General features: G+C 63.6%; 10 protein-coding genes and 1 pseudogene. 2 read left to right on the forward strand and 9 right to left on the reverse strand.

The features are described 5' to 3' along the window. The first annotated feature begins 34 nt into the window (after window positions 1-34). On the forward strand, window positions 35-1,123 hold the full coding sequence (locus tag AC1DWA_RS02205; RefSeq protein ID WP_003940571.1) for a 3-deoxy-7-phosphoheptulonate synthase: 1,089 nt from the start codon (window positions 35-37) through the stop codon (window positions 1,121-1,123). 54 nt (window positions 1,124-1,177) lie between these two features. Here AC1DWA_RS02205 and AC1DWA_RS02210 read toward each other — a convergent pair whose 3' ends face one another. The 8 genes and pseudogenes from AC1DWA_RS02210 to AC1DWA_RS02245 all read right to left on the reverse strand — a co-directional run bounded on the left by AC1DWA_RS02210 (window position 1,178) and on the right by AC1DWA_RS02245 (window position 10,903). Further along, window positions 1,178-1,981, reverse strand: coding sequence for a sugar phosphate isomerase/epimerase family protein (locus tag AC1DWA_RS02210; RefSeq protein WP_084325177.1), 804 nt, complete (start codon window positions 1,979-1,981; stop codon window positions 1,178-1,180). Then, entirely contained in the window at window positions 1,978-3,705 is a 1,728-nt protein-coding gene (locus AC1DWA_RS02215; protein WP_084325178.1) for an FAD-dependent oxidoreductase, read from the reverse strand. Before AC1DWA_RS02215 ends, AC1DWA_RS02210 begins: the two co-directional genes overlap by 4 nt. Further along, window positions 3,702-4,796: a Gfo/Idh/MocA family protein gene (locus AC1DWA_RS02220; RefSeq protein ID WP_084325179.1), complete on the reverse strand. Its 1,095-nt coding sequence runs from the start codon at window positions 4,794-4,796 to the stop codon at window positions 3,702-3,704. Before AC1DWA_RS02220 ends, AC1DWA_RS02215 begins: the two co-directional genes overlap by 4 nt. Continuing rightward, window positions 4,796-5,620 (reverse strand): aldo/keto reductase, encoded by an 825-nt coding sequence (locus AC1DWA_RS02225; protein ID WP_084325180.1) that lies wholly within the window; start codon window positions 5,618-5,620, stop codon window positions 4,796-4,798. The genes AC1DWA_RS02220 and AC1DWA_RS02225 overlap by 1 nt, the downstream gene beginning before the upstream one ends. Next, window positions 5,617-7,569 (reverse strand): NADH:flavin oxidoreductase, encoded by a 1,953-nt coding sequence (locus AC1DWA_RS02230; protein WP_477846857.1) that lies wholly within the window; start codon window positions 7,567-7,569, stop codon window positions 5,617-5,619. Before AC1DWA_RS02230 ends, AC1DWA_RS02225 begins: the two co-directional genes overlap by 4 nt. 44 nt (window positions 7,570-7,613) lie before the next feature. Next, the gene (locus AC1DWA_RS02235; RefSeq protein ID WP_477846824.1) at window positions 7,614-8,495 is read right to left on the reverse strand and encodes a shikimate dehydrogenase; all 882 of its coding nucleotides are present in this window, start codon (window positions 8,493-8,495) and stop codon (window positions 7,614-7,616) included. Window positions 8,496-8,520: 25 nt separating this feature from the next. Next, window positions 8,521-9,846: pseudogene (locus AC1DWA_RS02240) on the reverse strand (MFS transporter); the annotation flags it as partial. Between the two features lie 139 nt (window positions 9,847-9,985). Then, window positions 9,986-10,903: a LysR family transcriptional regulator gene (locus AC1DWA_RS02245; RefSeq protein ID WP_047889918.1), complete on the reverse strand. Its 918-nt coding sequence runs from the start codon at window positions 10,901-10,903 to the stop codon at window positions 9,986-9,988. A gap of 134 nt (window positions 10,904-11,037) precedes the next feature. Between AC1DWA_RS02245 and AC1DWA_RS02250 the strand changes: the two genes are divergently transcribed. Further along, complete coding sequence (locus AC1DWA_RS02250; RefSeq protein ID WP_113683351.1) at window positions 11,038-11,730, forward strand: SDR family NAD(P)-dependent oxidoreductase; 693 nt, start codon at window positions 11,038-11,040, stop codon at window positions 11,728-11,730. Between the two features lie 22 nt (window positions 11,731-11,752). On the opposite strand, the gene AC1DWA_RS02255 is transcribed toward AC1DWA_RS02250, so the two are convergent. Beyond that, complete coding sequence (locus AC1DWA_RS02255; RefSeq protein ID WP_019744985.1) at window positions 11,753-12,526, reverse strand: hypothetical protein; 774 nt, start codon at window positions 12,524-12,526, stop codon at window positions 11,753-11,755. Window positions 12,527-12,584: the final 58 nt, after the last annotated feature.

Here is a 12,584-nt window from a genome sequence, read left to right on the forward strand (position 1 = left end):
GGGGTCGGCCTGAGAACAGGAAACCGAAAACCCCATGACTGTCACCATCGACACCACCGCAGCTTCGGACAGCCTCGACGATCAGCGCACTGTGAGTATCAGTCCGCTCGTGTCACCGGCGACTGTTCGTGCTCAGCACGCTCCGGACGAGGTCGCGGCCGCAACCGTGCGGACCGGCCGTGCCGACACGATCAACATCCTCAACGGTGACGACGATCGATTGATCGTCGTTGTCGGTCCGTGCTCCGTGCACGATCCGGAAGCGGCGATGGACTACGCCCGCCGGTTGGCTGCCAAGGCCGAAGAACTGCGGGACGATCTGCACATCGTCATGCGCGTCTACTTCGAAAAGCCTCGCACCACTCTCGGGTGGAAGGGCCTGCTCAACGACCCCCACCTCGACGGCACGTTCGACATCAACACCGGGCTCGGTATCGGCCGCAAGTTGCTTCTCGACGTGTCGAGTCTGGGCCTGCCTGTCGGCTGCGAGTTCCTTGATCCGATTATGCCGCAGTACATCGCCGACCTGGTCAGCTACGGTGCAATCGGCGCCCGGACCGCCGCCAGTCAGGTTCACCGTCAGCTGTGCAGCGCGCTGTCCATGCCCGTCGGCATCAAGAATTCCACCGAAGGTGATGTGCAGGTAGCCGTCGACGGTACCCGCGCCGCGGCGGCGAGCCATGTGTTCCCCGGAACGGATCTCGACGGCCAGGCTGCCTTGATTCGGACCGCGGGCAACCCGGACTGCCATGTCATTCTTCGTGGCGGCAGCGACGGACCGAACTACGATGCCGAGACCGTCGCGGATACCCTTGCTCGCCTGCGTAAGTCGAACCTGCCCGAGCGCGTGGTCATCGACGCGAGTCACGGTAACAGCAGCAAGGACCACGAGCGTCAGGTCATCGTGCTGGACGACATTGCCCGACGTCTGACCGAGGGTGAGCAGGGAATCGCCGGCGTCATGTTGGAGAGTTTCATCGAGGCCGGCCGTCAGGACCTGACCTTGGGTAAGGCGGACGAGCTCACCTACGGTCAGTCGATCACCGACGCGTGCATCGACTGGTCCACCACCGCAGCGCAGTTGGACCGTCTGGCGCAGGCCGTTGCGGCTCGGAGGGGCTGACGCCCCCGTGCGCGTTTAGGGAGTGCCTGGACTCGCTAAACGCGCACAGGGCCGCTAGGCCAACACTGCTCGCGTGGCCTCGACCAGGCGCTTCAGCCAGGCGTCCGTGCCGACGGCCTGACGCAGCGGCTCGTTGGGCAATTCGATGCTGACCGGCAGTCCGGCAGGCAATGTCGACCAGATGTCGGCCAGGGCGATGCCGCCGGTGCCGGGCACCAGACGCTCTTCGCGGGCGTGACGGATCAGTTCTGCGTCCTCCGTAGGAGCGGGGGTCGAACCGTCGCACATCTGGGCGTAGTGAAGCCACTCGCGCGGGATGGACGCAAGATCCTCCAGCGTGGTCGCCGAGCGGTCGGTGTGGAGTGCGTCGACCAGGACACTACGAGCCGGACCGTCTGCCGCCGAGACGATCTCGATGGCCGCACGCGCATCGGGCACCGCAGTCCACGGCATGAATTCGAGCGAGGCGACGATGCCGTAGTTCGCGCACAGTTCAGCGAGGCGGGCATAGGAGTTCGTGAGCCGAGCGCGGTCGCGGTCGTCGCCGCCCACCAGAACGGCTTTGGCTCCGAGCTGTGCACCCGCTTCGAGAAGCGGAACGTAGTCGGTGGGGTCGAAGTCGGCTGCAAGGCGGATGATTTCGAGGTCGAATACCTCAACGGGTGAATCATCCAGTCGACGCACCAGTTCGTCCAACGACTGCTTGTCCTCGTGCAGCGGGTAGGCCGTCGTACCTGGTGCCGCAGGCATCAGGCGGATGCCGATGGTGTCGAAGCCGTGCTTTTCGGCCAAGTCGACGTGCTGCATCGGAGCAGTGTCCAGCACCGTGAGGGCTGCAAGCCCGAGTGAGAGTGTCATGCGTGCGCTCCAACTGTCTTGGCTCCGGCCAGTTCCCGACCTGCCAGGTAACCGAACGTCATAGCCGGGCCGAGGTTGATGCCGCCGGACGGGTAGTGCCCGCCCATCACGCTGGCCTGATCGACGCCGACGGCGAGCAATCCCTCGATGGGGCGGTCGTTGTCATCGAGAACCTGCGACGACGAGTCGGTGACAAGCCCGGCGAAGGTACCGAAACTGCCCGGCACCACCTTCACCGCGTAGTACGGACCCTTCTGTAAGGGCGCGAGCGACGGGTTCGGCCAGGGGTTGGCGGTATCGCCGGATCCCCGGTTGAACGGTGTTGTGCCGCGACCGAACTCGGGGTCTTCACCGGCCACGGCCCCTACATTGAATGCCTCGATTGTCTTTTCCAACTGCGTCGGATCAACGCCGATCTTCTCCGCCAGTTCGCGAACAGTGCGACCCCGTGTCAGGTATCCCGAGCGCAGGTACGGCTGGATCGGGATCGGCAGGGGCTTGGCCATGCCCAGCGGGAGGTAGCGCACATACTGCTGATCGGCGATCAACCACGAGCACACTTCTTCGCCCTCAGGAACCTGCTCGACCATCGCGAGGGTGTAGTCGTGGTAGCCGAGTGCCTCGTTGACAAAACGCTTGCCGTTCGCGAGAACTCCGATGACACCGGGCTTTCCGCGGTCGAGGATGTGCGGGAACACCCCTTCCTTGCCGTTGCGGTAGCGAACGATGGAGACGGGGCAGTACGCGACGGGGGAGGCAAGAGTGCGGTCGAGGCGACCACCCACGGATTCGCCGAGGGTGATGCCGTCGCCGGTGGTTGTCTTCGGAGTGAGTGACCAGTGCTCGTTTCCGGTGGGGGTACGGGGGAACAGTTCACGTCGGCGGTCGATGTCCTGGGCGAAGCCGCCGGTGGCCAGTACGACGCCGCGCGTGGCAGTTACCGAGTACGCACCATCCGGACCTTCGAGGCGGACACCGACAACGCGACCGTCATCGTCAGTCTGCAGCGATGTTGCCGACGTTTTCACCCGAATCTCGACGCCGAGATCGAGCGCTGAGCGAAGCATCATTCCGACAAGCGCAGTGCCGTTGACGAGTTGCTGGCCACGACGCTTGGTGGCGAGATCGAACATGTGCTTTGTCACGCGAACGCCACAGTGCACAAATGCTTTCGGCGATCGAGTCGAGTGCAGGAATGCCTGCAGGTCGGGGCCGGCCATGATGCCCATTCCGAGGAATGACGTCTCGTACAACTGTCGACGGAGCAGCGCCGCGACGTCGGGTCCGAGCTTTCGCAAGCTCACCGGTTTCGGTCCGACGGAACGATGACCCGTGCCGGCTCCCGGTGTGTCGCCGTGAATGTCGGCGATCTTGGCTCCGGGAACGAACTTCAGCGCAGTCTTGCGTTCGAAGAACTCGACCATCTCCGGTGCGCCGTCGAGAAGAGCATCCACTTTGGCGGCGTCGAAGTTGTCTCCGAGTCGGTTCTCCAGATATGCCCGCGGCGCCGAACGATCTTCGACAACCCCGTCGGCGATGGCAAACATGTTGCGCGGGGTCCACATCCACCCGCCTGACCAGGCCGTTGCGCCGCCGCAGGTGTCGGCCTTCTCGACAACGAGTACCGACGCGCCGCCATGTGCTGCGGCAATTGCTGTGGAAAGCCCGCCTGCGCCGGAGCCCACGACAACCACGTCGTAGGTGAGGGGGGTACTGCTACTCATTTCTGCTCCTTGGCAGTTGCTGCGAGGGTCGGTGTCGATGTCAGCTCGACAACCTTCCCGGTTCGTGACGATTCGTAGATTGCGGCGATGATGGCAAGTGATGCGCGGGCGTCCCGGCCGGTGACGGCGGGTTCGCGCCCGGTCAGGACGGCGTCGGCGAAGTCCTGAACCTGCAAGGTGTGGAAGTCGGTGAGTGCCGCATTGACCGCTCCCACATCGAGATTGGCGTCGATGTCGGCGGAATACGGCGACTGGAACTCGACTTCGCCCGGCACGGTCCAGATTTCGTTGACACCCTCGTGCCCTTCAGGAAATTCGAGGACGCTGGCGATGGCGCCGGTGCGCCCGATCACTGTCACGCGGTTGCCCAGATTGTGATTGGCACCGGTAGTCGCGGTGACGGTGGCGGTGCCGCCCGAAGCAAAGGAAATTACAGCTGACGCACTGTCCTCGGTCTCGATGTGCTCACCGTGGGTGTGGGTGCGGATGAAGCCGCTGACCGAGACGGCCTCGCCCATGAACCAGGCCAGCATGTCGATCTGGTGCACCGCCTGCGTCATGAGCACGCCACCGCCGTCGGTGTCCCAGCGTCCGCGCCACGCGTCGGCCGAGTAGTAACTCGACGGGCGGTGCAGGATCACCGACGCCTCGCCGAGCGTGGGCAGTCCGATCCGGCCGTCGTCGATGGCGTCCCGGATCCGACGCGCGGCCGGCCAGAATCGGCGTTGGAAGAGCACTCCGAACGTGATACCGGCGCGGTCGGCGGCCTCGATCATGCGGTCGGCGGCAGCAACATCGACTGCGATGGGCTTCTCGCACAACACATGTACACCCGCTTCGGCAGCGGCCACGACTACCTCTTCATGTACCGGGTGTGGCGTGCAGACGGTGCAGGCGTCGAGTCCGAGGGCGAGAAGTTGCTCCACTGAACTCACGGCTGCGGGAATGCCGTGCGCTGCCGCGAACTCCTGGGCGCGTCCGAGATCGGGATCGCAGCAGCCGATTACCTCGACGCCGGGGACTTGTTGCAGGGCTCGGGCATGGTTGCCGGCGATCTTGCCGCAGCCGACGATTCCGACTTTCAACGTCATCAGAAATGTTCCTCTGCTTCGACGTCCCGCGCCGCAGACTCGCCGCGGTCGAGACTGTTCAGTGCTTCGATGTCTTCGCCGGAGAGGGGCACGTCGAGTGCTGCCAGGTTCTCGGCCTGACGCGTCGGGTTCGCTGATCGCGCGACCGGAACCACACCCTGCGCGACGTGCCACGCGAGGACCACTTGAGCTGGTGTGCAACCGATTCGGCCGGCGATCTCCCCGACCACGGCGTTGTCGAGCACATCACCCCGGCCGAGCGGGCTCCACGACTGCGTGAAGATTCCGAGTTCGTCGTTGGCGCGGCGCACCGGAATTCGCGCGAGCGACGGGTCCATCTGAATCTGGTTGACTGCCGGTGCCTCGCCGGTTTCGGCGACGACGCGGCGCACGTGGTGCTCGAGGAAGTTCGACACACCCACGTACCGAACCAGTCCGGCGTCGCGGCAGGCAAGCATCGCCTCGAACGACGCAACGTAACGATCGATTCGCGGGAGCGGCCAGTGGATCAGGAACAGATCGAGTTGATCCAGTCCCAGTCGTTCCAGGCTCTGCTCGAGCGCTCCGCGGATGTCACCGGAAACCTGGTCGTTTCCACGAAGTTTGGTGGTGACGAACAGTTCTTCTCGCGGTAGAGCAGACTCCGCCAACGCTACGCCGACGGCGTCCTCGTTGCCGTAGATCGCGGCGGTGTCGATGAGGCGGTACCCGGCCTCGATGCCGGAGAGAACCGACTTCGTGGCGTCGGCACCGACCAGTGGCCAGGTTCCGAGTCCGATGGGTGGCAACGCAGTTGCCACCGGTGCGGCTGTGTGTGCGCTCATGCGTGAACCTCCTGACGGGCCGCAGCGGCGGCGGTGATGGCGACGGCAACGTCGGCTGCGGTCACGAGTGCGGCATGGATGGATCCGCCGTCACCGCTCGCGTCGCCGACGGTATGGACCCCGAGTCGTGGTGCCAGTGAACGTAGTTCGGCCAGAAGCTCCGAGCGCGGCTCGACGCCCTGTGAAATCAGCAGCTCGCCGGGGGCGTCGACTTCGCTCAGTACACCGCCTGTCGAGATCGTGACCCGATCGGCGTCGACTTTGGTGACGATCGAGCTCAGGTAGGTCGTGAGGTTCTCACTTGCGGCCAGGCGCGGCAGCAGTACGATCTTGCCGCGCCGGCCGACGTCGTGCGCGATGGTTTCCTGCGGCCCGATCATGACGACCTGGGTGCCCTTCTGGAGCAGATCGTCTGCGACGGCAGCAGCCTCGCGGTCGGCGCCGAAAATGGTGATTGCTTCGGGGGCCGGATCTCCGGAAACCAGGAACTCGCGCACGTCRCGGACGGTTCGGGTCTGCGCGCCGGGGAGGTCAGTCACGGGACCGTGCCCACCGGCAGCAAGGACGATCGCGTCGAAGTCACTGTTTGCGAGCAATGCTGCGTCAGCTCTGGTCGAAGTGTGGCACTGCACCCCGAGTTCGGCCAGTTCCGCGAGGTACCAGTCCACGATACGCCCGTATTCGGGATATTCGTGCAGCTTCGATGCCAGAGCGAAGTCGCCACCGAGGCTGGGTCGTTCGTCGTACAGGTCGACGCGATGACCGGCAAGTGCGAGGTCGCGGGCAGCGGCCATTCCGGACGGACCGGCACCGATGACGGCGACGCGTACGGTGGCATCAGCCGGCTTCGTGGGCTGATCCAGTTCACGTCCGACCCACGGGTTGACGGAGCAGGGAATGGGACCGGCAGCCAGGCTGTCGATGCAGTAGTTGCAGGCGATGCACGGGCGGTACCGGCCACCGTCGACAGCGCGATTCGGAAAGTCCGGATCGGCGTGCAACGTACGGGCCATGCTGACGAAGTTCGCCTGCCCGGATTCGATGATCTGCGCGGCGATCTCCGGCGACGTGATGCGTCCGGCCACACCAACCGGGATGTCGAAGTCGCGCTGGTACTGCTCGGAGTACGGCGCGAGGAGTCCACGGGACCATTCACCGGGCTGGATGATCCACTGTCCCGCTTCGTAGTTGCCGGCCGAGACGTCGAGGAAATCGAGTCGGTCGGTGTCGATGGCGTCGATGCGCACGCGGGTCGTCTCGGCGTCGAGTCCGCCGTCAATGCCTTCGAAGGCTGAGAATCGAAGTCCCAGAGTGATTCCCGGAGCATGCTCGTGGACGGAGGCGATGACCTTGTTGACGAACAAGGTGGGGTCGGCCCATTCGTCGTCGCGGTGATTGTAAGCAGGGGAGAGGAACTGGTGGATCAGATACCCGTGGCCACCGTGCAGGGAGATGACGTCGACGCCCGCCTGCTGGCAGCGCGCTGCGGCTTCACCGAAACATTCGATGATGTGCTCGATGTCGTCGGCGTCGAGTTGTTCTGGCATCTCGCCGCCGACAACCAAACACGGAATCGGTGTCGGGGCAACGGGAACAAACCCGCTGACAGAACCTTGCGCCGTACGTCCACCGTGGTTGAGTTCGACTCCGACGAGGGCGCCGTGTGCGTGGATCGCGTCGGCCATCTTCTTGATGCCGGGAATCCGTTCGTCGACGTCGACGCCCATCTGCCGGATGCGTCCCTTGCCGTCGGCACGCACGTAGCTCGCTTCGGTGAAGATCAGTGCAGCACCACCTTCGGCGCGGCGGGCGAGGTACGCGATGTACTCGTCCGTCATGGTGCCGTCGACTTCGCAGTAGTTGCGTTCCATCGGGGCGGACACGAACCGGTTCCGGAGGCGGACGCTGCCCATGTCGAGAGGTTCGGCGAAAGGCGCAGTCACCTTCATCAGTGCTCCTGGTACTTCGCGAGAAAGTAGGTGTTCGGTTGTGCTCATGCGCATGCCGTCTCGGAGAGCAGCTCGCTCAGATGGCTGCGCATGCGATCCGTATCGGCTTCGACACCGGTCAGGAGTGTGAAGGTGTCAGAGGCTTGAGCCACCAGCATCTGCCCACCGTCGAGAACCGCGCATCCGAGAGCAGCTGCAGCGTCGAGCAATTCGGTGCGCATCGGTCGATAAACGATGTCAGCGACCCACAATCCGGAGTGGAGCGCAGCGGGGTCGAATGGAGTTCCGGGGTGACCCACCATGCCGATCGGAGATGCGTTGACGACGCCGTCGCACGTCGTCAGGTTGACGGCGATCTCATCGATCGCCAAAGCCGTTGTGCGCGTGCCAGGGAAGGCCGAGGTGACGCGAGAACACACATCGACAGCGCGATCGGGATCAATATCTGCGATGCGAAGATCCGTGGTACCGGCGGCGGCGAGTGCGTGTGCCACAGCGGAACCCGCCCCTCCTGCCCCGGCAAGCACCACTCGGTCCAAGGCGGCGTCGGGCAAACCGCGCTGCAGTGCTGTGAGGAATCCGCTGTGGTCTGTGTTGTGGCCGATCAAACGGCCGTTGTCGACCACCACCGTGTTGACGGCACCGAGCAACCGCGCGTTGCCGGACAGCTCGTCGAGCGCGTCCACGACAACCTGCTTGCACGGGTGGGTGATGTTCAGTCCGGTGAAATCGCCCGCGACGGCGCCACGCACCACCTCACCGGTTTTCTCGACCGAGATGTTCAGGTTCTCGAGATCGATCAGTTCGTAGCTGTAATCGTCGAGTCCGAGTGCTGCTGCTTCGTGTGCGTGCAACGCGGGCGAGAGTGAGGTGGCGATACCCGACCCGACAAGGCCGATACGGTGACGTGTGTATTCGGAAGTCATGACATTCTCCTGCATAAGTGGGGACGGCCCCTCGCGGCAATTCTGCTGTGGGCGTGCGGTACGTTTCCGGTCCGGTCATTGCCGCGATGGCGGAGATGACGGCGAAGCCCAGGCACATCCATGCAACCGGTGTCCAGTTGCTCTTGTCTCCGGCCGAGATCGCCTGGGCGATAGCCGGTGTAAAGCCGGCGACAAGGAGTCCGAGCATGAGGCTGACGGCCATTCCGGTGTATCGGACCTTCGCGGGGAACTGCTCCGGGAAGTATGCCGGGTACGTGCCGTTGGGCATCGCGTAGAAGATTCCGATCATGACGATTCCCGAAGCGAAGACCATGGGGACGCTTTGGGTTCCGATCGAATGGAAGAAGACGAAGATCATCAAGCCGGCTCCGATGGCGCCGACGACGAAGATGGGCTTACGTCCGTAGCGATCCGAGAGAATGCCGAACAGCGGCTGAGTCAGTACGGCAACAAAATTGGCGGTCGCGATGGCCCACAGCATCGTGGAGCGTTCGAAGCCGGATTCGACGGCGTACGCCAGGGCGAAGACGTTGACGATGGTGTTGATCATCGCGAAGGTCGAGCTCATGCTGATACGGATCACGGTGCGCCAGTGCGAGCGGAACATCTCGACGACGGGAATTCCGGCCGTCTCGTCCTGTTCCTTGAGTTCCTCGAATACCTCGGGCTCATCCAGGGCGCGACGTAGCCACAGCGCGACGACGGTCACGATGATGCTGAGCCAGAAGGGAACTCGCCAACCCCACGAGTAGAGGTCTTCGTCGGGCAGGCTCGCCACTGGGATGAATACCAGGCTGGAGACGACGATGCCGAACATGATCCCGCTCATGGTGAACGAGGTGAAGAACGAACGACGGTGATCAGGTGCGTGTTCGAGCGTCAGTGCCGAAGAGCCGGGTGATTCACCGCCGGCAGAGAGCCCTTGAAGAAGGCGAAGCAAGACGAGAATGATCGGCGCGGCGATGCCGATCTGGTCGTAGGTCGGCAGGCAACCGACGATGACCGTCGCAACACCCATGAGGAGCAGGCAGGCGAGAAGCGCGTTCTTGCGTCCGTACCGATCGCCGAGGTGTCCCCACAGCACTGCGCCGAGTGGGCGGGCGACGTAGGCCACGCCCAGGGTGCTGATCGAGAGCAGCGTTGCCGTCGAGCCGCCGCCAGGAAAGAAGATCTTGGGGAACACGAGCGCGGCTGCGGAGCCGTAGATGAAGAAGTCGTAGTACTCGAGGGTGCTGCCGAGGAAGCCCGAAACGGCGGCGCGGCGCGCGTTCGAATTCGGATGCTCTTCGGTGGAGTGCGTGGAACCGGTGGAGGTGATCGGTGGTGCCATGTGAAGTCCTTTCGTCCCGATGGGCCGGCCGTGGCGGCACGTTTGGTGATGCACCACGCATCGGTGACGTCCCTCACCTTTCGGCGGCTGAGACGACAGTGCCACGAAGGACTATGGCGCGTCCAACACTAAATGAGTCTCAGATAATGACGTTTTTGGTCTCAATCTCCGGCGTCGGCAGAATCTCCTCGGACGTCTCCAGTGCGACGGCGAGTGCATCGGTCATATGCCGGGGTGACCAGGCAATTCCGTGGTTCATGAACGTCGGCTCGCCGGTGAGTGGGACGAACACACTGCCAGGTGGGGTGATAGCAGCCATGCCGGACGTCATCAGCGCTACACCGACGCCGGCGGCAACGAGCATGAGGATCATGTACGGATCGGTGATCTCCTGGACGACGCGAGGCCTGAAGTCTGCGTTCATGCAGGCGCGCATCGCGGTTTCCTGGAGGGCCGAGCCGGCCGAGAGCGGGGTGGTCACGAATCCGTCGTCGGCCAATTCGCGGAGATCGATCGCGTCCCTCTCGGCAAGGGGATGGTCGATCGGAAGTACGGCGCCGAACGCCTCCCGTCGGATCAGTCGGGTAGACAGTGATGCGGATTCCACCGGTAGTCCGACGAAGGCGAGGTCGAGGGCGCCGCTCTCGAGTTGAATGATCGCGTCGCGCGTCATGATTCGGCCGAGGAGTGTCAGTTCGACTTCCGGATAGCGCTGACGCAACGCGCGGGTGAGCGGCGGAAGTGCTTGATAGTTGAGCACTCCGGTGAACCCGATCGTGACTCGTCCGTAGACGCCTCCCGACGACGCACGCGTAGCGTGTCGTGCCGTCTCCATGTTCTCGATGACGCGATAGGCGTGGGGGAGAAAGGCATGTCCGCCGGACGTGAGTGCGACGCTGCGAGTGCTTCGTTCGAACAACTTGACGCCGATGTCCTTTTCGAGCTTTCGGATCATCTGGCTGAGCGGCGACTGGGCCATCTGGAGCCGTGATGCGGCCCGCCCGAAGTGAAGTTCTTCCGCAACCGCGACAAACGCGTGCAACCAGCGGGTTTCCATCGGCAAGGCCTCCAGGTATTTGACGTCGACAACAAACGCCATATATTCAGAATTTCTACACAGTGTGACGGCAATTATGCCTGTTTGCAACATAAATTGAGTGCGTAGCGCACAGAAACTCGGGAGTGAAGATGATGCAGGGCTATCCAGAGGGCGTCACCGCGCTCGTTACCGGCGGTGCGAGCGGAATCGGCGCCGCCAGTGCAAAGATGTTGACGGAGAGGGGAGTTCGGGTGGTAACGGCAGATCTTGCCCAGGGTGCGGACGAACAACTCGACGTGAGTGATCCGACAGCAGTCGATGCGCTTCGGACCAGACTCGGCAGGGTCGACATCTTGATCAACAGTGCGGGAATCGTCGGACCATCAGCGCCACTCGTCGACGTCGACCTCACGGCTTGGCGGCGTACGTTCCGCATCAACGTCGAAGGAACATTCCTGATGTGCCGGGCGTTCGTGCCGGGGATGGTTGCGTCGGGGTGGGGGAGGGTCGTCAATCTCGCGAGTATTGCGGCCAAGGACGGAAACCCGAATCAGAGTGCATATTCCGCGTCCAAAGCGGCAGTCGTCGCGCTGACGAAGTCGCTCGGCAAAGAGGTCGCCACCACCGGTGTGCTGGTCAACGCGATTGCTCCCGCGGCCGTGGAAAGTCCTATGAATGCCGGCACCGATCCGGCCATCCTCGCTCGTTCGCAGTCTTTGACGCCGATGGCACGGATGGGGCGGGCCGACGAGATCGCCGAACTGATCTCCTGGCTGTCGTCGTCGGCGGTGAGTTACTCGACGGGTGCTGTGTACGACGCCAGCGGTGGCCGCGCAACGTACTGAATTACCTTCTGGAAGAAGTCGATCAGAACTGGAGCAGTGACTGCCACAGTTCGCGAGATGCGTCCTGGTACTCGAGCATGTGCGAGATCAGTTCACGCAGTGGCTGCGTCGGTTCGAGTTCTTCCGGAAGGAGCGGATTGCGCACGATGACCGCGATCACCGCGCTGCCCAAGGCAAGTGATTCACGGGCAGCCTCCTCGCGGCTGATTGTCGCCAGGCGTGTTTGCGCCTGTGTGAGTGCTTCACGGGCCTCGGCGATGTCGACCAACAGTGCTTCCGAGTTCCAGAGTGTGCGGATTGTCGAATCATCCTCGGGGGCAAGGTGAGCGATTTCCATGACAGCCGATTCGGGGGCGGCGCCGAGTCGGCGGAGAGTGCGGCGGGCGCTGTCCGTGCCGCCGAGCAGATTGTTCGGGCGGACGGCGAGTGTGGGCTTCCACTCCTCGTAGCCCGCCAGGCGCAGCGCCTGATCGTGTCTTCGGGCGGCAGTGCGGTCGCTTCGTTTGAGCGCTGAGTGCTCGACGGCTATCCACGTGCCGTCCCAGGGGCGTATGCGATCGGTACGAGTTCGCCACCCCTCGACCTCGCTGTAGGTGGGGATGCCGTCCGGGTTGAGGACGTACGTTCCACGAGCGGTGCGACGCAGTTTGTTCTCGCGGCACAGGCGGCCCGTTGCCACGCGAACGCTCGATGCGCTGACACCGACGATCTCGCCGGCCCGGGTCAGCACTGCAGTGCTGAACTCGGTGTCCGGACTCGCCGTTGCGAGGTCCAGCACAACTCGGGTTGCGGACATTCTTCGATCAGTTTGTAACAACTTTTGAACAACTCCTGACAAATTCTGTTACAAGTGG

The sequence above is a fragment of the Rhodococcus sp. P4_F3_2 genome, assembly GCF_056401335.1.